The sequence below is a fragment of the Pseudomonas sp. NFACC45 genome (assembly GCF_900113505.1).
In the GTDB taxonomy this organism is placed as follows: domain Bacteria; phylum Pseudomonadota; class Gammaproteobacteria; order Pseudomonadales; family Pseudomonadaceae; genus Aquipseudomonas; species Aquipseudomonas tehranensis.
The window spans coordinates 190954-208359 of sequence record NZ_FOPO01000008.1; the positions used below are offsets into that span (position 1 = coordinate 190954).

A 17406-nucleotide genomic window follows, 5' to 3' on the forward strand; every position below is an offset into this window, starting at 1 on the left:
ACGTCAGGCCGCCGCAGTAGATGTAACCGGCTTGGCCGGTTTACGAAAAGAGTCCAAGACCGAGCCGGTGTAAAACGTGTCACGGAAGAACCGCCAGCGGCCGAACAAGCAATACATATGGGTGATCTGGCCGCGCTCCTGATAGTCCATGCGCAGGTGCAGCTTGGCGGCTGGAATGTTCCGCCGTTCGAAGACGTCGACTACTCTGTCGCAACCCTGCTTGGCCATGGCTTTCCACAGATCCAGCTGGATATCCACCGATAGCTGGGTCCCCCAGTAGGCGCGGTACAGTTCACCGCCGAACTCGAAGAACTCACCCGGTTTGACCGGGAACCAGCAGCGAAAGAAATGGCGGTCGAAATAGTCCCGTGTACTGCCCCAGATGAAAGCGACGGTGTCACCCTTGCTGTCCAGGTACATCAGTCCGGTGTGGCCTTCGGCAGCCAGTTCGCGCATGGTCTCGACACGGTCACCAAAATATCTGGCGAAAGCATCGGCATTGCAGGTGGTAATGGGTTCCCGGCGCAACGGCGTATAGGGCCTGAGCTTGTTAGGCTGTATCGGGCTGACCAGATCCCGTTCCATCCACACCAGTTGCTCGTGGAAATATACGTAGTGTCTGCACAGCTGTTTTAGAACGGCACGCAGACCTTTTTTCTGAATGCGATCACGCAATTTTTGCAGAATATTCATGGCCCCTCCTGACGGGTGGCGGGTTGGTGCCCCCCATCGCGAGCTGGCTCGCGATGGGGGGTTGGCTGACGAGCGCCTTCATGCTGATGTCCCCATCAGCCTGCGGCGTATCGGCAGTAAGTCGCTGGGCAGGATGATCTGTGTCTGCCACGGCGCCACACCGCTGAGGCGGCAAGGAGCGACACCATTGGAGCCGGATCGCCATGGACATCAGGCCGCCGCAGTCGATGCAACCGGCGGGGCCGGTTTTTGAAAAGCGCCCAGTGCCGAGCCGGTGTAAAACGTGTCGCGGAAAAACCGCCAGCGGCCAAACAGGCAATACACGTGAGTGATTTGGCCGCGTTCCCGATAGTCCATGCGCAGGTGCAGTTTGACGGCTGGAATGTTCTGCAGGTCGCAGACGTCGACTACCTTGTCGCTGCCTTTGTCGGCCATGGTCTTCCAGAGGTCCAGCTGTACGTCCACGGACAACTGGCTGCCCCAATAGGCGCGGATCATTTCACCGCCGAACTCGAAGAACTCGCCCGGCTTGACTGGGAACCAGCAACCATAGAAGTGGCGATCGAAATAGTCGCGTTGACTGGCCCAGATGAAACCGATGGTATCGCCCTTGTCGTCCAGGTACATCAGGCCGGTGTGGCCTTCGGCTGCCAGCTCACGCATGGTCTCGACACGGTCGCCGAAGTGAGTGGCGAAAGCGTCGGCGTTGCTGGTCGTGATGATTTCCCGGCGTACTGGTGCATAAGGCTTAAGCTTGCAAGGTCGCACAGGACTGACCAGATCACGCTCCATCCATATCAGTTGGGAGTGGAAAAACACGTAGTGTCTGCACAGCTGTTTGAACACGGCGCGCAGGCCTTTCTTCTGGATGCGATCACGCAATTTTTGCAGGGACTTCATGGTGCCTCCTGACGGGTGGTATGTTGGGGGAAAAGGGGTGTGCTCCAGTCCATGGCAAAACAGGGTGTCTGCGGGCAGGAGAAACCCGATCTGACGGGTTTGCATAGGCACCGGGCAGACCGCCATCGCGAGCAGGCTCGCTCCCACAGTGGAGGTGTAGCGACCGCAGTTTTTGTGCCCGGCGCCGGGCCCTGTGGGAGCGAGCCTGCTCGCGATGGCGGTCTGCCTGACGACGGCGTTCATGCAGATTTCCCCATCAGCATCTGCCGCATCGGCAGCAGGTCACTGGGCAGGATGATCAGCGTCTGCCACAACGCCACGCCACTGAGGCGGCAGTACATCGCCAGTAGCGCGATGGTCACGGTCATATAGGCGACCGAAGAAGCCGCGGCAGCCCCGACGATGCCGTAGCGCGGAATCAGGATCAGGTTCAACGCCAGGTTTAATAACGCCCCAACCCCCATCAGCAGCGAAACCGTACCAGGGCGGTTCTTGCCCAGCAGGTCCAGGCGCAAAATGCTCGCGTAACACAGCCCGAACAGCCCCGGCAGCAGCGCCAGCAAGGCGGGATACGCCGGTTGGTAGGCCGCGCCGAACAGCGTGACGATCAGCCATTCACCAATCAGTGCCATGCCCAGGCAGGCGCCGAGCATGACCGTGGCGGTCAGGCGCAGGGCCAGAGGCGTCAGGCGTTTCATGTCGGAGTCCTGCTGCAGCAGGCGCTTCATCAGCGGTGTGGTAACCGCCTCCGGCACGATCAGCAGCAGTTCCGCGGCGGCGCTGGCCATGGCGTAATGGCCCAGGGCAGTGCTGCCCAGCAGGGCGCCGATGAACAGGTAATCCGAGCGCAGTACCACTTGCTGGAACATCAAATCGGGGTGGCTGCGGGCGCCGTAGCGCAACAGCTCCTTCTGGTGGGAGCGATCCCATTGCAAGGTGAACGGGTGGTCCCGCCGCAGCCAGACCCAACCGGCCAACACCACCAGGCTCAGACCTGCCAACCAACTGATCAGCGCCGCTTCCAGGGCAGTGTCTTTCCACATCCAGAACAGTGCCAGGAACAGTAACAGCGGTGCCAGGGACTCCATCAGTCGCAGGGCATTGAAGGCGCCAACGCCGCCGGAGGCATTGTGCAGGGTCAGCAGGCCGCTCTTGAGCACGGTCAACGGCACCGCCAACAGCAGCAGCCACGCCAACAGCCCCAACTGCGTGGTGATGTCCAGTTCGCCGCCGAATTCGCGCACCAGCGCCACGACCAGTACCGTCAACAACCCGGCCAACAGGCAGCCGAAGACCAGCACTTGGCTGAGCAAAAGGCCCATCGAACGTTGTTGAGCCGCTTGATAGCCCACGGCCGAATTCAAGCCGCCACTGGTGACGGCGCTGATCAGGTCCGGCAGGGTACTCAGCAGTGCGAACAGCCCGCGTTCACTGGGCCCAAGGATCCGCGCCAGCAGCACATTGCGCAGCAGGCGCAGGCCAATCATCGCCAGGCGTGTGCCCATGCTCAGGGCCAGATGCTTGAGGTAGTGGCCGCGGCTCATGGGCGTGTCCCCCGGCGAATGCGCCAAGCCAGCAACTCAGGGTGCTGGGCATTGCGTTGGCTGACGCCGAAGCGCGGCAGGTTCAACGGGTCGCCGTCGGTGCGATACAAGCCGGTTTCGGTGCCCAGGGCAAATGGAAAGCCGTGGTCCGCCACCTGTTGACGCACGCGCTCATCGTGATCGCCATTGGGGTAGCAATACACCGGCAGCGGCTGGGCGCAACCGTTCTCCAGGGCCGCCCGACTGCGGCTCAGCTCTTCGTGCAGGCGCTGATCATCCAGCGCGGTGAGAATCGCGTGGCTGGCACCATGGGGGCCGAAGCGGATGAGCCCGGAATCTTCCAGCATCCGTACCTGGAACCAGTCCAGGGCCTGGGGTTGGGCGCCCGTAGGGCAGGCGTCGGTGAGGTCGTTCAAAACCTGCGGGTCAAGGCTCTTGAGGCTTTGCAGATAGTGCATCAGCGACAGGCTGCGGCGCTGGTCATCCAGGTCGTCGAGCATCACCGGCAACGGTCGGCCGGCGTGCTGCAAATGCTCGATCAATGAATGTCGCGCCACTTGGCCATGGCTGCCCCACAGGGTTTCGCCAATGCTTTCCCACCAGAAGTGCTGGCGGCTGCCGATGAAATCGGTGGACAGGAAAATACTCGCCGGCACCTGGTATTGGCGCAGCAAAGGAAAGGCATTCATCGCGTTGTCGCGCCAACCGTCGTCGAAGGTCAGCGCCACTCGCGGGCGATTCGGGACGCTTTCAGGGTCCGCCAACAGCAGGCTCATCAAGGGCACGCATTCGAAATAGCGTTGCAGCCAGATCAGCAAATGCTCGAAGGCTTCTGGCCCCACGCACAATTCGTTGCGATGGGGCAGCTCGGCGGCGCGGTCATTGTTAAGGACCCGGTGCAGCATCAGAATCACGCCGGCACCACGCAACGGACCACGACCCAGGGAGGTGTTCAGGTACAGCCAGCCGCCGGTGCGCTTGAAGACTTGTTTGATGGACATGGGCCGTCTCCTTAGCGGTTCTGCTCGGGGTTCCATTGGCTATAACGATGACCTCGCAGAAACTGCCACAGCCCGATGCTCATGCCCGCCAGCGTCACCAGCACGAACGCGGCCAGGCGAAAGGGCCTGGGCAAGCGGTGGCTTACGTCCAGTAAGCCGATCATTGCGATGGCGTAGCCGAGCAGTTGCGCCACCAGGCTCAGGCGATAGAACAGATGTTCATTCCACAGCCAGGCGTTGCTCAGCAGCAGCGGCAATAGCAACACTGGCGCCAGACGACGGATCAGTTTGTGGCTGATCAGGCCGATGGCGTAGAGCCCGTGACGCAGGGGGTTGAGCAACTGCCGGCGCTGGGCCAGGCTTTGCAGGCCGCCCACGGTGACCCGCTGGCGACGGCGAAACTGTTTGTCGGCTTCGTCTACACCCTGGTCGGTGACCCGGGCCAGTGGCGCATACACGATGGATTTACCCGCCGCCGGCGCACAGGTGCTCAGGAAGAAGTCGTCGTTGACCTGCGCCGGTATGGGTTCAAACAGCTCGCGACGCAAGGCCAGCAAGGCGCCATCGGCCGAGACCATGCAGCCTGTGCGGCTCTCCACCTGACGCAGCCAGCCTTCGTAATGCCGATACAAGCTATCGCCCAGGCTCAGGCCCTTGCCCGGCACGGGGATTTCCATGTGCCCGGCACAGGCGCCGACTTCCGGATCGTCCAGCGGGGCCAGCAGGTGCCCGAGGGTATCGTCGGCCCATTGGTTGTCGGCATCGGTGAACACCAGAATCTCTCCGGTGCTGTGGGCCACGCCGGTATTCAGGGCAGCGGCCTTGCCCTGGCGCGGCAGGTCGAGCACGGTGATGCGCGGGTCGATGACCTGCCGAGCGCAGGCCACCGTGTCGTCGGTGGAACCGTCGCTGGCCAGGATGATTTGCAGCGAGCGCGCCGGGTAGTCCTGGGCCAGCAAGGTGCGCAGCTTCTCTTCGATGTGCCGTGCCTCGTTATGGGCGGCGATGACAATGCTGACGTTCATCGGCAACGCCGGCCCGTAGCGCCGGAGCGGAAACAGCGGCGCCAGCAGGCTCAGCATCAGCGGATAACCGAGGTAGGCGTACACCGGCAGCAACAGGCACGACCAGTAAAGAAATTCAGCCACGGGCAGGTCTCCTGACGTTCCAATGACAAAGGTTGAGAAGCAGCGCGGCGCCGGTCAGGTGCAAGCGCACCCCGTGCAAGGCCCACAGTTGCAGCGTCAGGCGCACGTCACGCCCGCTTTGGCGCAGACTGAGGAACAAAGCGGGCAGGGAGGTCAGCAACAGCAGCATCAGGGCAATGCGCGGCTGGCCCTGGAACAGGGCGACCAACGCCAGAAAATCCAGGCCCCAGGCACCGATGGACAGTGCGGGAAAGCGCAACAGACGCAGGCTCGGACCATGGCTGCGCAACAATTGCAAATGGCTGCCCTGGCGCCACAGTTCCTTGCTCATCCACTCCCGCCAACTGCCTTCGTAGCCCCAATGCAGGGCCACGCTTTCATTGACCAGCAGCAATTGCGCCCCGGCGTCGCGCAGGCGTAGGGAAAAATCCTTGTCTTCGCCCGTGCGCAGGGTTTCGTCGAACCCCCTGACCTGCTCAAACCACTGGCGACGCAACAACAGGTTGGCGCTGGGCAGCCACTGCACTCGGTGCAATGGACGCGAGCCTGGGCGTTGGTTGCGGCGTTGCCAGGCTTGAGCGAACCAAGGCGCCTGAGCGGGGGTGTCCAAGTCCAGGCCCAGCACATCGCCCTGGCCTTGGAGTTCCAGTAACAGCGTGAGCCAGTTGGCCGGCATCTCGATGTCGGCGTCGATGAACGCCAGCCATTCCCCGTGGGCGACGGCCGCACCGCGGTTGCGCAGGGCGCCGATGTGCACGCCGGGCACGATCAGCACGCGCGCGCCCAGTTCGTTGGCGATGCGCGGGCCATGATCGTCGGAGCCGTTGTCCACCACGATCAGCTCGCAGTCCATCTGCGCCTGGCGGGCGGCTTCCTGCGCCGCCTGCAACGTACGGCCAATGTGTCGGGCCTCGTTGAACATCGGGATCACAATGCTGATGCAGGTCATGGCCGGGCCTCCTGCGGTGTTGCCTGTTCGGCGTCGTAGCGCAACACGCTGGTGAGGGCGAGCATGATCCACAGCAACTTATGGTTGGGGGCGCTGAGGAACATCAAAAACAGCGTCAGCGACAGGAAGCTCATGCCCAGGTGCGTCACCAAGTCTGCCTGCGTCCAGTCCCGCCGCTGCAACCAGAGCTGGCGGGCGCGCAGCAGGTTGTACAGGCCCAGGCCGAGCATGCCGACGAACATCAGCCCGCCCGGGATGCCGATCTCGCTGAAGATTTCCAGATAGGTGTTATGGGCCCGGCGATACAGATCCCCCAGCTTGCGATTGGCCGAGAACGCCTTGGCGTAGCCGGTGGGCGCGTAGTGCAGCGGGAAAGTGCCCGGCCCGCTGCCCAGCACCGGGTTCTCGCGGATCATCTGACTGCCGACCACGATGTACGAGGCGCGTCGGCCCAGGGATTCGTCTTTGTGGGCACTGGCGCCAGCGCTGAGGATGCTCAGCGACTGGATGCGCGCCACGTAGCCGGCCGGCATCACTGCGATCCCCAAGGGAATCAGGATGGCCAGCCCGAACATGGCGAAGCCCAGGTGTCGCGGGCGGATGCGCGGCAGTTGTGCACGATAGTGATAGAGGCCAATCACCAGGCTCAGCAACAGCACCACCAGCCCGGAGCGCGATTCGGTCTTGGTCATGCCGCCCAGCAGCAGGATGAAACAGCCACCCCAGAATAACCGGTGCAACAGGTTCGGGCTGCGTAATACCAGCAACAATGCCAGCGGCACGGTAAAGGCGATCAGCAGGGCAAAGGTGTTCGGGTCTTCCAACAGGCCGGACGCGCGGCCCTGGTCCTGGTATTTGGCCGAGAACATGGCCAGCACACAGGTGGTGCTCACGCTCAGGGTCATCAGCCGGCAGAACAGGTCCAGGTTCAGCTCGCGACCGATCAGCAGGGTGATCACGAACAGAATCAACCCCACCATCAGTTCGCGCAAGTGGGTCATGGACAGGCCCAGGTTCTGCGACAGCAACAGGCTCAGGCCATAGAGCATCATGAAGGCGATCAGCGGCCGCCAGATATTGCTGCGCAAGCGTGACGAAGGGATCTGACGCAGAGCCAACTGCAACATCAGGATCAGAATCAGTGCCACGCCGAAGAATTTGCTGCCTGAAAAAGCATTCTCCTTGAACAGACCTTCGAACGGTACCAGCGCCGCAATGCCCAGCAAGCCCCAGCCGGGTTTGCGGTACAGCACGGCGACGCCCACCAGGCCGAGCACCGCCCCCGGCGCCAGGAAGGGATAGGGGCTGGCCAGCAACACCAGGCAAACCAGGCCCAGCAGGCTGACGATTGAGAGCGGGACAATCATGGACGAGCCTCCCGTGCCGTGCGGATATAGAGCTGCGACCAGCGTTCGGCCAGGGCGCGCAGGTCATAACGGTCCCGTTGGGTGCGGCGCGCGTTGTCGGCCAGGATCCGCGCCAGGGGCGGTTCGCCAAACAGTGTTTCGATCTGCCGGGCCAGTTCGGCGCTGTCAGCCGGCGTCGCGAGCAGGCCGTTGTGACGGTCCTGCAGCACATCGGGAATGCCCCCCACGCCGAATGCCACCACCGGCACTCCGGCCTGCATCGCTTCGAGCAGAATCATCGGTGTGCCTTCGGTACGCGAACTGATCACCAGCGCGTCGAGCTGACTCCACCAGGGGTTCATGTCGGTCTGATAACCGGGCAGCTCGATGCGAGTCGGCAGGCCTGCGTCGGCAATGCGCTTGAGCAAGGCCTGACGTTCCGGGCCGTCGCCGAGCATCACCGCGTGCAGCGATGCATGCCGCTGGCACAGCGGGATCATGGCGTCGAGGAACAGGTCCGGGCCTTTCTCGTGGCTCAAGCGACCGACGTAGCCGACCCGCCAGCGCAGCCTGTCGTCACGATGAGGCAGCGGTGCTGTGACCGACGGCAGGCCGTTGGGAATCACGTCGAGTTTTTCCGCGCGCACGCTGGCCTGGCGGTGCAGCACGGCAATGCTTTCGGCCACGCAGACCACGCGCTTGACCGAGGCGGTCCGGCACAGTTGCAGGCTCAGCCAGGTGTAGAACCGTTGCTTGGTGCTGCGCGGGGTGAAGCCGTGCTGGGTGATGACCAGGGGCAAGCGCAGCAGCGTGGCCGCGGCCCAGCCGAACAGCAGACCCTTGAAGTTATGGGTGTTGATCAGCGGCTGCTCCTCCCGTCGCTGGCGCAGGTGCTGCACCAGCTCGGCCCAACTGGCGCAGTGGCGGCAATCGACTCCGGCTTGGCGAAAGCGCGTGATCAACGTCGGCGGCGCCGCCAGGAACAGCACTTGGTGCTGCCCCGGCGTGGCCAGGCAATGATCGAGCAACATCCGTTCGGCCCCGTAGAAGCCGCCGCTGTCGAGCAAATGAATGATCGGCAGGGCGCTGCTGCGGCAAGTCGGGCCCACCGGCGCGTTCAATTGCGCACCCAATGGACAAGGCTGGGCAGGCTCCAGTTGCGGTGCGGGTTGACCTGGTCGGGGTTCTGCTCGTTGATCACCAGCAGCACCGGTACATCCAGTTGCTGGGTAATCTGGGCAGGGTGCTTGAAGCGATGGTCGAAGAACTCACGCACATAGACCAGGGCGATCGCCAGGAGCAAGCCGCTGAACAGACCGAACGCAATAATCAGCATTGGCTTGGGAAACGCCGCGGCGGTCGGTTCGAACGGCGGGCTCAGGACGCGAGCGTTGGATAGGTCGTTGTCCAGCGCCCGAGCGGTGCTGCTCTCGGCGAACCGTTGAGCGTAGGTGGAAAATGCCGCATGCAGAGCATTGATCTCTGTGTCCATCTGCCGCAGCTTGCTCTGGGTTTGCTGCAACTGATGGATGCGCTCCTTGAACGCGGCGATGCGCGCGGTTTTCTGGTCGATCACCGAGCTGACGATTGCCAGGTCGTTGGTGCGTTCCTGGATGCGGTTGCTCACCACTTTGAGAAACTGCTGGCGGGTGCGTGCGATCTGCTCCCGAGTCAATAGCATCGGTTCGCTGCCGGGCTGGAAGATCGCCAGGTCATTCATGTAGCGGCTGACCTGGGTGGTCAGTTGCTCACCCAGTTGTTTGATCTCCCGGTCTTCGAAAGCGATGTTGTCCACAGTGGTGGTGAAGGTGAAGGGGAAGGTGTAGTCGTTGAACCGCGAGCTGTTCGCCGCCGTCAGGCTGGTCTTGAGGTAATCGAGCCAGCGCTGGCTTTGCAGCAGACGATCGCGGTACAGGTTCAAGGCCTGTTCTTCGGTGTTGATGGCGTTCAGGCGGAAGGTGATCTCCTCCTTGGGATCTGAGGAGCTGACGTCTTCAAGCAGCGCCAGGCGGGTGCCTTCCAGTCCGTCTAGGCGAGTTTGGTACTGGGTTTTCTTTTGCTCATAGAAGGCTTGCGGCAGCTCGATCGATTGCAGGTCCTGGCGACTGGAGAGGTAGTTCTCCAGCAGTTGCGCCACGAACCGAGTGCCCTGGGCCGGGTCGCCGAAGCTGTAGACGATGGAGATGACGTTGGAGCCTGGCAGGGTTTCGATTTTCAGGTTGGCGATGGCTTCGTCGGTCAGCATGTCGAGCGTGGTATCTCGCACCGGATCGACTTCCAGTCCCAGGCCGTCGCGCAGCGGGTTGACGACATACTCGCGCAGCGGCGTGGTGACATAGTGCTTGAGCGGCTCGCTCACCCATTTGTTGAAGATGCCGGGGCTGGGGCTGTACTCGCCCTGGTCGCGCAGGGTGCTGATGGTCTGCCGGATCAGGGCCGGCGAGCGCAGGATATTGCTCTCGGTTTCCATGTCCGCCAGGGACGGTGGAATGAAGGTGGCGTCTTCCTGGTTCAGCGACGTGGTGGCGTCGCCCTGGGAGAGTTTTTTCGACTGGACGATGACCTGGGCGGTGATGTCGAAGCTCTGTTTGAGCATCAACGGCAGCGCCAGGGCGATCACGGCGAAGATCAGGAAGACTCGCTTCACCCATTGCTTGTTGGCGAAGAAAATCCTGAAGAACTCATGCAGATAGTTTTCCTTGGGGTTCATGATCAATCACCTGAGTTTCAGTTGTCGCTGCCTTTGTTGTCGACGCGGTAGCCGAAGCTGAACCCCACGCCCTGAAACAGCACCACGTCGGCCAATTGCCGGGCCAGTTCGCCGGCGCTGGCCAGCTTGGTCTTGGGCACGTAGAGCATGTCGTCCGGTTGCAGGTAGGCAATTTGCGACGCGTCACCGTCCAGTGCCTTCTCCACGTCGTAGCTGCGCGCTTCGACCTGATTACCGTTGCGGCGCATGATCACCACCGAATCGAGCCGCGCCTTGATGTTCGAGCCCCGGGCCATGGTCAGCGCCTCAAGGACCGAGACTGGCCGACGGATCGGATAGGAACCGGGTTGGGCGACTTCGCCCAGAACATAGATTTCGTTACCCGCGGTGGACTTGAGCAGCACATTGACGGACATGCGTCCTGGCAGTTTGGCGTAGCGTTCATTGAGGAAGGTTTCCAACTGGTTGACGGTCATGCCTTGCAGCGGCACGGAGCCGATTTCCGGAAAACTGGCGTAGCCATCGGTGCCCACGGTGATCTCCCGACTCATGCCGGTGCCCGGGTGGGTCAGGGTGTTGCGCAGTTTTGTCTCGTTGCTCAACGGGCTGGTGACCTGCACCGTCAATTGATTGCGGTTGGGCTGGAACAACATTTTGCGGTCATAGGCACGCTGTACCTCAAGGCGTGCTTCGTCCGTGGTCAGGCCGGCGATTTTCACCGAGGTGTTGGCCCCCGGCAGTTCGATAGTGCCGTCGGGCATGACCTGTTGTGCGCCGTTGAGCTGGCTGGCGGCGGTGAAGTTCAAGGCCACCTGGTCACCTGGCTGGACCCGGTAGGCATCCGACCCGCTGGTGCTGATGTGAAAGATCACATCCAGCACATCCTGGGGACGCAAGGTCTGTTCGACCCGGGGCATGTCAGTGGCCTGGGCGTTGGCCGGTGCGGCCGTGAGGATCTGCACCGGCATGGAGCGGGTTTCGGTGTGGCTGGTGCAACCGGCAAGCGGCAACAGCAGCAGGACAAGCAATCTGGCGTTCATCTCGTCATCCTTTTTGCAGGCTTACAGGTTGTTGTAGAGCCACTTGGGCATGTAGTACTTGCGGCGGTTGAACACGCTGCCCACCACCTTGGCACCGGCCTGGGTCAGACGCAGGCGAGCGGCCTGGGCCACCTCCCAGCGGGTGTCTTCACCGCGTACCACCAGCACCACGCCGTCCACCTGGGTGCTCATGACCAAGGTGTCGGAGGCCGAATACACCGCGTCGGCATCGATCACCACAAAGCGGTATTGCCCGGCCAGTTGCTTGAACAGCGGGCGAAGCTGCTCGGGGTTCAGGCGCTCGGCATTGCGCCCCAGACGACCGTTGGGCAGCACGTCGAAGGGCAGGCTGGAGGTCTGCACCACGCAGTCCTGCAACAAGGGCGGTGCGAGGCTGTTGAACAGCAGGTCGCTGAAGCCGCGCTCCTTGTGCAGCGACAATTGCTGGCTGAGGTTGCGCGGCGACTGGCTGGCGTCCACCAGCAGTACGCGGCCGCTGCTCATCTGCGCCAGTTGAGCGGCCAGGGCCATGGCACTGGTACTGGTTCCGGTGCCGGTGTTGGCGGCCGTCAGAAGCAGAATCCGTATGGATGGGTCAAGCACGGTTGAGGTCAGGTTGGTCTCGCTCGGGCTTGCGATGCTCAGGATATTGGTTGAACCGTCCATTTAACTCGCTCCGTGGCCGCTGAAAACTTTGAAAGGGGTGATCATCAGGATCTTCAAGTCCAGCAACAGGCTTTGTTCAGCGATGTAGCTGAGGTCCAGTTCCACGCGCTGGTCGAAGTCGATATTGCTGCGCCCGGAGATCTGCCACAGGCCGGTCAGGCCGGGGTAGATGCTCAGGCGGACAAGATGGTTGTCCTTGTAGCGGTAGGCGTTGAACGAGGTCGGCCGCGGGCCGACCAGGCGCATGTCGCCGGTCACCACATTGATCAGGTTGGGTAACTCGTCGAGGCTGCTGCGTCGCAGGAACCGGCCGACGGGGGTGATGCGCGGGTCGTTGTCGATCTTGAAGTCGATGGCATCGGCGCCGTGCTTGTTGAGGTGGCGCAGTGACTCCTTGAGCGCCTCGGCATCAGCCACCATGGTGCGAAACTTGTACATGCCAAAGACCCGGCCGCGGTATCCGGTGCGTTTCTGCACGAACAGCACGGGACCGGGGCTTGAGAACTTGATCAGCAGTGCCAGGCCCAGCAGCAGCGGGCTGAGCAGCACCAGGATCGACAGCGCGCCGAGACAGGCCACCACCCGATTGGTGCGTGAGACCGTCCAGGGTCGACCGCCGTCGCGACCGGTCAGCCAGCCACGACCCTGACGATGGATGGCCGCGTCCAGGCGTCGGCGGTGCTCGGGATCGACACGCTTGTCGCCCCCGCGGGCGGTGATAGGGATGCTTTGTTCATGTCGGGTCATAGACTCCTCCGCTGAAGGTTGGTCGCAAGCGTTTGGCTGCAAGCGGTGTCGGCGATAGGCAGGGCGTAGTAATCGAGGAACCAGTCGATGAAGCGGCCGAGGCCCTCGTCCAGCTCGATGCGCGGCTGAAAACCGGTGGCCCGTGCCAGGTCGCTGGCATCGGCGCAGGTGTTCAACACGTCCCCCGGTTGCAGGGGCAGCAGTTCGATCCGGGCGGTTTGCCCCAAGTGCTTTTCCAGCAGCGCTACATAGGTGCGCAGCGCCACCGGGTGCTGCCCTCCGATGTTGTAGATCCGCCAGGGCGCCGCGCTGGTGGCCGGGTCCGGTTGATCGCGATCCCACTGTGGCGTGGCATGGGGCGGGCGTTCGATCAGCCGGGCGATGCTTTCGACGATGTCGTCGATGTAGGTGAAATCGCGCTGGTGCTCGCCATGGTTGAACAACTGCAACACGCGGCCTTCGGCGATGGCGCGGGCGAACTGGATCGGCGACATGTCCGGCCGGCCCCAGGGGCCGTACACCGTGAAAAACCGCAAGCCGGTGCACGGAATGCCAAACAGATGGCTGTAACTGTGGGCCATCAACTCGTTGGCTTTCTTGCTGGCCGCATACAGCGACAGCGGATGGTTCACGCCGTCCTGTACTGAGTAAGGTGTGCGCTGGTTGGCGCCATACACCGAGCTTGAGGAGGCGTAGATCAGGTGCTTGACCGGATGGCGACGGCAGCTTTCCAGAATGTTCAGGAACCCGGTGAGATTGCTGTCGACGTAGGCCCGGGGATTCTCCAGGGAATAACGCACGCCGGCCTGGGCGGCGAGATGAATCACCACGTCGGGGCGGTGTGACTGGAACAACTCATCGATGGCCGAGGCGTCGGTCAGGTCCACCCGTGCCAACGTAAAGTCCCCAGCCTGGTCCTTCACCCATGCCACGCGATCGTGCTTGAGCTGCGGGTCGTAGTAGTCGTTGAAGTTGTCCAACCCCCACACCTGATGGCCGTCGCGCAGCAGCCGCAGCACGCAATGGGCGCCGATGAAACCGGCTGCGCCGGTCACCAGAATGTTCACGCCCGTGGCCCCTGGGGCAGCGTGCTGGGCACGGTGTGACGCAACCCGATGCCGCGATACAGGAGGCCGGCGGCGGCCAGGTGTTCGGGGTTGTACAGGTTGCGGCCATCGATGATGACCCGGGCGCGCAACTTGTTGGCCAACAGAGCGAAATCCACGACCCGGAAGTTCTTCCACTCGGTGCAGATCACCAGGGCGTCTGCATCCTCCAGGGTGTCGTCGCGGGTGGCGCACAGGTTCAGGTCTTTGCGGTAGCCATAGAGGCGGCGGCATTCGGACATGGCCTCCGGGTCGTAGGCATGGACCCGAGCGCCTTCGCGCCACAGCGCCTCCATCAGGTAGCGGCTGGGGGCTTCGCGCATGTCATCGGTATTGGGTTTGAAAGCCAGGCCCCAAATCGCAATCGACTTGCCGGCCAGGCCACCGGAGAACTGTTGCGTCAGTTTCTCGAAGAGAATGTGCCGCTGGCTGTCGTTGACGTCGGTGACACTGCGCAGCAGGCGCAGGGGCATGCCGCTCTGTTCGGCGGTATGCAGCAGCGCGCGCAGGTCCTTGGGAAAGCATGAACCGCCGAAGCCGCATCCGGGGTAGATGAAGTGATAACCGATGCGAGGGTCCGAACCGATACCCTTGCGTACCGCTTCGATGTCGGCGCCCAGCCTTTCGGTGAGATTGGCCAGTTCGTTCATGAAGCTGATGCGGGTGGCGAGCATGGCGTTGGCCGCGTACTTGGTCAGTTCGGCGCTGCGGTTGTCCATGAACATCAGTTTTTCGCGGTTACGGCAAAAGGGCGCATACAGCTCGCTCATCTGATCGCGGGCCAGCGGGTCGGCGGTGCCGATGATGATCCGGTCCGGGCGCATGCAGTCGGCCAGGGCGCTGCCTTCCTTGAGAAACTCGGGGTTGGACACCACCCGCACGTTCAGCTGTTTCAGACCTCGGCGAGCCAACGCCTGACGGGCACATTCGGCGACCTTGTCGGCGGTGCCGACCGGTACCGTGGACTTGATGATCAAGGTGCGGTCGCTGTCCATGAAGTCAGCGATCTGGCGGGTGACCGCCAGTACATGGCTCAGGTCTGCCGAACCGTCTTCATCGGCTGGCGTACCTACCGCGATGAAAATCAGTTCGCCGTGATTGACCGCATCGCTGGCCTGATCACTGAACAGCAGCCGGCCACTCTTGATGTTCTCTTCGAGCAGTTCGGACAACCCAGGCTCGCTGATCGGTGGCACCGCTTGCTGCAGCTGACGAATCTTGTTGGGGTCAATGTCGATGCACAAAACGCGGTGGCCGACGTCAGCCAACGCAGCCGCTTGAATCAATCCCACATACCCCGTACCAAATACGCTCACGTCCATTTTTGGCGCGCCTCGCAAGACGGTTGATGTAACTCGGATGAAACTGTTTAGAGGGGTATAGCGCAGCTTCAGAAAAGCGTGTCAGCAAAATGACAGTTGTCAGTGTTGGCAAACTCGACGGAGCTTGGCCTTTTGATATCAAGTCATTGACTGGTTTAGAAAAGTGCCGTTTTTAAAGGGCTTTAACGGCGTTTAACTAGGCGATGAACGGTATTTATTCATAGATTTTTACGTTTGACTGGCTTAAAGCGTGTCATTTTTGGGCTAACTTTTTTTTGACGCATTAGCCGTTCATCCCTTTTCTTGCGCTTTGCAAAGCCGCTGCTAACGTGCAGAAAACGACCCTCTCTCCAACGCCGTCCTATCGCCGAGAAACACATGCTCCGATACCTCAAGGAACTGTTGCTGGTGCTCTACCTGATCAGGGGATATGACTATTACCTTGACCGTCTGAATGCCTTGGGTTTGGGTTTCGCCACGTTGCTGTTCGGTGCGATGTTCGTGGTATTGGTGGTGGCGCTGTGGATGAGTGCTTACATTCGCCAGACCTTCGTGCGTCACCTGTTCGCACTGGCAATGTTTGGTTCGGCGGTGTTCTTCGAGGTTTACACGCGGGTGACCGACAGCTACCTGACGTACAGCCAGTTTGTGTCGCTGGTGTATTCGGGTGGTTTTATCGGGGAGGCGGCTTCGCAGTACCGCGAAGTGATTGTCAGCGCCGCCACCGGTGGCCTGTTGCTGCTGTTGGGACTGGGTCTCAAGCCTCGGCGGTCGGTGTCATTGCCCGGTTATTTGCCTATCGCCGCGCCTGTGTTGGGCGTGTTGTTGCTCAGTGGAGTCCTGTTCGTCCGGGCGGGCGAGGGCGCGCGGGGGCTGCCGGTGATGTACACACCACTGGCCTATCTGAATCTGTTCGTTTATGAAGCCCTGCACAACACTGTCGGCCCTCGGGAGTCGATTCGCCTGGCGCGGCAAACTTCGGCGATCGAGCATGATATTGTGCTGATCATCGATGAAAGCGTCGCTGGAAATTATCTGGATATCAATACGCCGTTCGGCGTGCACACGGGCCTCAAGACGCCGCCCGATGGGGTGCAGGTGTTCAATTTCGGTTACGCCGCTTCCATTGCCAACTGCAGCGCCGACACCAACGTCACCTTGCGTTACGGTGGCACCCGAGCCGATTACGTGCGCATCAACAGCACGTTGCCGTCGATCTGGCAATACGCTAAAAACGCCGGGTTGCGCACGGTCTATATCGACGCCCAGCGTACCGGTGGTCACCTTCAGAACCTGATGACCGAGACCGAAAAAAACGATATCGACGACTTCGTGCAGTTCGACCGCACCCCGGTGTTCGAGCGGGACATGGCGGTTGCCACGCAACTGATCGAGCGACTGGGCAATGACCGGGCCGAACTGGTGGTGGTGAACAAGCTCGGTGCGCATTTTCCGGTGCACGACAAATACCCGGATGAGTTCATGAGCTATCGTCCCGCACTGCCGCGTGGGCGCTTTCTCGAAGTCGCCGACACCGGCCAGCGTGACGGTTTTGATGGCCGGACCCGTGACTGGGAGCTATACCGCAACGCTTACCAGAACACTTTGCTGTGGAATGTCGGAGAGTTCTTCAGGCGGATCTTCCAGCAGGCCGATTTAGGCAACGCCGTGCTGATCTACACCTCCGACCACGGTCAGGATCTTCACGAGCGCGGCAACCCCGGGCTCAATACCCACTGCGGTGGTGACCCGGTGGCGGAGGAAGGGCTTGTGCCGCTGGTGGTCATAGAAGGCGCGCGGTTGCAGACCCTGGATTGGCAGCGGGCGTGGGCACAGAACAAGGACCGCTCCAGCCACTACAACATCTTCCCGACGCTGTTGCAGTTGATGGGGTACGACCCGGCCGGTGTTGAAGCGACTTATGGAAAATCCCTGAGCCAGCCGACCGAAGACGCCTTTACCTTCAACTACCGCTTCAATGCGCGGCTGGGGGCGACGCCTGAATGGAAACATATCGATCTCAAGCAGATTGTCACACCGGGTCCGGTTCAAGCCGAGATGGCGGCGGGGCAGTCGGCACCGCTGTTGAATGTGCCGCCGTCATCGCGAGCCGGTTCGCTTCCACAGTAGATCTTCGTTAATTATGTGTCTGGCTGGCTGGCGGCATTACCCGACGGTCGGTTTTTCCACCACAAAAAACAGCATTGTCTACAGTTTGAAGTGACGGTAGTTCC

Annotated in this window: 15 protein-coding genes; 1 reads left to right on the plus strand and 14 read right to left on the minus strand. The window is 61.7% G+C overall.

Features of this window, described 5'->3' with window-relative positions:
- Window positions 1-3 precede the first annotated feature (3 nt).
- From BM132_RS16480 to BM132_RS16545, 14 genes are all read right to left on the minus strand, one after another.
- Window positions 4-693 (minus strand): N-acetyltransferase, encoded by a 690-nt coding sequence (locus BM132_RS16480; RefSeq protein ID WP_092400475.1) that lies wholly within the window; start codon window positions 691-693, stop codon window positions 4-6.
- A gap of 210 nt (window positions 694-903) precedes the next feature.
- Window positions 904-1593 carry an N-acetyltransferase gene (locus tag BM132_RS16485; protein WP_092400477.1) on the minus strand — a complete coding sequence of 230 codons (690 nt, stop codon included), beginning with the start codon at window positions 1591-1593 and terminating at the stop codon, window positions 904-906.
- A gap of 239 nt (window positions 1594-1832) precedes the next feature.
- On the minus strand, window positions 1833-3137 hold the full coding sequence (locus BM132_RS16490; protein WP_092456906.1) for a lipopolysaccharide biosynthesis protein: 1305 nt from the start codon (window positions 3135-3137) through the stop codon (window positions 1833-1835).
- Window positions 3134-4138, minus strand: coding sequence for a polysaccharide deacetylase family protein (locus tag BM132_RS16495; protein WP_092456909.1), 1005 nt, complete (start codon window positions 4136-4138; stop codon window positions 3134-3136). The genes BM132_RS16490 and BM132_RS16495 overlap by 4 nt, the downstream gene beginning before the upstream one ends.
- Window positions 4139-4149: 11 nt before the next feature.
- Window positions 4150-5286 (minus strand): glycosyltransferase family 2 protein, encoded by a 1137-nt coding sequence (locus tag BM132_RS16500; protein WP_092456912.1) that lies wholly within the window; start codon window positions 5284-5286, stop codon window positions 4150-4152.
- A complete protein-coding gene (locus BM132_RS16505; protein ID WP_092456915.1) occupies window positions 5279-6235 on the minus strand; it encodes a glycosyltransferase family 2 protein in 957 nt (318 codons plus the stop codon). Before BM132_RS16505 ends, BM132_RS16500 begins: the two co-directional genes overlap by 8 nt.
- Window positions 6232-7602, minus strand: a complete 1371-nt coding sequence (locus BM132_RS16510) for an O-antigen ligase family protein (RefSeq protein ID WP_092456918.1) — start codon at window positions 7600-7602, stop codon at window positions 6232-6234. The genes BM132_RS16505 and BM132_RS16510 overlap by 4 nt, the downstream gene beginning before the upstream one ends.
- A complete protein-coding gene (locus BM132_RS16515) occupies window positions 7599-8702 on the minus strand; it encodes a glycosyltransferase family 4 protein (RefSeq protein WP_092456921.1) in 1104 nt (367 codons plus the stop codon). Before BM132_RS16515 ends, BM132_RS16510 begins: the two co-directional genes overlap by 4 nt.
- A complete protein-coding gene (locus BM132_RS16520; protein ID WP_092456924.1) occupies window positions 8699-10291 on the minus strand; it encodes a GumC family protein in 1593 nt (530 codons plus the stop codon). Before BM132_RS16520 ends, BM132_RS16515 begins: the two co-directional genes overlap by 4 nt.
- A 17-nt stretch (window positions 10292-10308) precedes the next feature.
- On the minus strand, window positions 10309-11331 hold the full coding sequence (locus tag BM132_RS16525; RefSeq protein ID WP_092400493.1) for a polysaccharide biosynthesis/export family protein: 1023 nt from the start codon (window positions 11329-11331) through the stop codon (window positions 10309-10311).
- A 21-nt stretch (window positions 11332-11352) separates the two neighbouring features.
- The gene (locus BM132_RS16530; protein WP_092400495.1) at window positions 11353-11997 is read right to left on the minus strand and encodes a CpsD/CapB family tyrosine-protein kinase; all 645 of its coding nucleotides are present in this window, start codon (window positions 11995-11997) and stop codon (window positions 11353-11355) included.
- Window positions 11998-12744 (minus strand): sugar transferase, encoded by a 747-nt coding sequence (locus BM132_RS16535; protein WP_092400497.1) that lies wholly within the window; start codon window positions 12742-12744, stop codon window positions 11998-12000. It lies immediately after the preceding gene.
- The gene (locus BM132_RS16540) at window positions 12741-13811 is read right to left on the minus strand and encodes an NAD-dependent epimerase (RefSeq protein ID WP_092456928.1); all 1071 of its coding nucleotides are present in this window, start codon (window positions 13809-13811) and stop codon (window positions 12741-12743) included. Before BM132_RS16540 ends, BM132_RS16535 begins: the two co-directional genes overlap by 4 nt.
- Window positions 13808-15172: a UDP-glucose dehydrogenase family protein gene (locus BM132_RS16545; RefSeq protein WP_092400501.1), complete on the minus strand. Its 1365-nt coding sequence runs from the start codon at window positions 15170-15172 to the stop codon at window positions 13808-13810. The genes BM132_RS16540 and BM132_RS16545 overlap by 4 nt, the downstream gene beginning before the upstream one ends.
- A gap of 378 nt (window positions 15173-15550) precedes the next feature.
- Between BM132_RS16545 and BM132_RS16550 the strand changes: the two genes are divergently transcribed.
- Window positions 15551-17302 carry a sulfatase-like hydrolase/transferase gene (locus tag BM132_RS16550; RefSeq protein ID WP_092400503.1) on the plus strand — a complete coding sequence of 584 codons (1752 nt, stop codon included), beginning with the start codon at window positions 15551-15553 and terminating at the stop codon, window positions 17300-17302.
- Window positions 17303-17406: the final 104 nt, after the last annotated feature.

Bases quoted from the DNA above. Each gene is read 5' to 3' on its own strand.
- BM132_RS16495 (WP_092456909.1), bottom strand. From the start codon at position 4,138: ATGTCCATCAAACAAGTCTTCAAGCGCACCGGCGGCTGGCTGTACCTG.
- BM132_RS16520 (WP_092456924.1), bottom strand. From the start codon at position 10,291: ATGAACCCCAAGGAAAACTATCTGCATGAGTTCTTCAGGATTTTCTTC.
- BM132_RS16505 (WP_092456915.1), bottom strand. From the start codon at position 6,235: ATGACCTGCATCAGCATTGTGATCCCGATGTTCAACGAGGCCCGACAC.
- BM132_RS16530 (WP_092400495.1), bottom strand. From the start codon at position 11,997: ATGGACGGTTCAACCAATATCCTGAGCATCGCAAGCCCGAGCGAGACC.
- BM132_RS16490 (WP_092456906.1), bottom strand. From the start codon at position 3,137: ATGAGCCGCGGCCACTACCTCAAGCATCTGGCCCTGAGCATGGGCACA.
- BM132_RS16510 (WP_092456918.1), bottom strand. From the start codon at position 7,602: ATGATTGTCCCGCTCTCAATCGTCAGCCTGCTGGGCCTGGTTTGCCTG.
- BM132_RS16535 (WP_092400497.1), bottom strand. From the start codon at position 12,744: ATGACCCGACATGAACAAAGCATCCCTATCACCGCCCGCGGGGGCGAC.
- BM132_RS16550 (WP_092400503.1), top strand. From the start codon at position 15,551: ATGCTCCGATACCTCAAGGAACTGTTGCTGGTGCTCTACCTGATCAGG.
- BM132_RS16480 (WP_092400475.1), bottom strand. From the start codon at position 693: ATGAATATTCTGCAAAAATTGCGTGATCGCATTCAGAAAAAAGGTCTG.
- BM132_RS16485 (WP_092400477.1), bottom strand. From the start codon at position 1,593: ATGAAGTCCCTGCAAAAATTGCGTGATCGCATCCAGAAGAAAGGCCTG.
- BM132_RS16545 (WP_092400501.1), bottom strand. From the start codon at position 15,172: ATGGACGTGAGCGTATTTGGTACGGGGTATGTGGGATTGATTCAAGCG.
- BM132_RS16525 (WP_092400493.1), bottom strand. From the start codon at position 11,331: ATGAACGCCAGATTGCTTGTCCTGCTGCTGTTGCCGCTTGCCGGTTGC.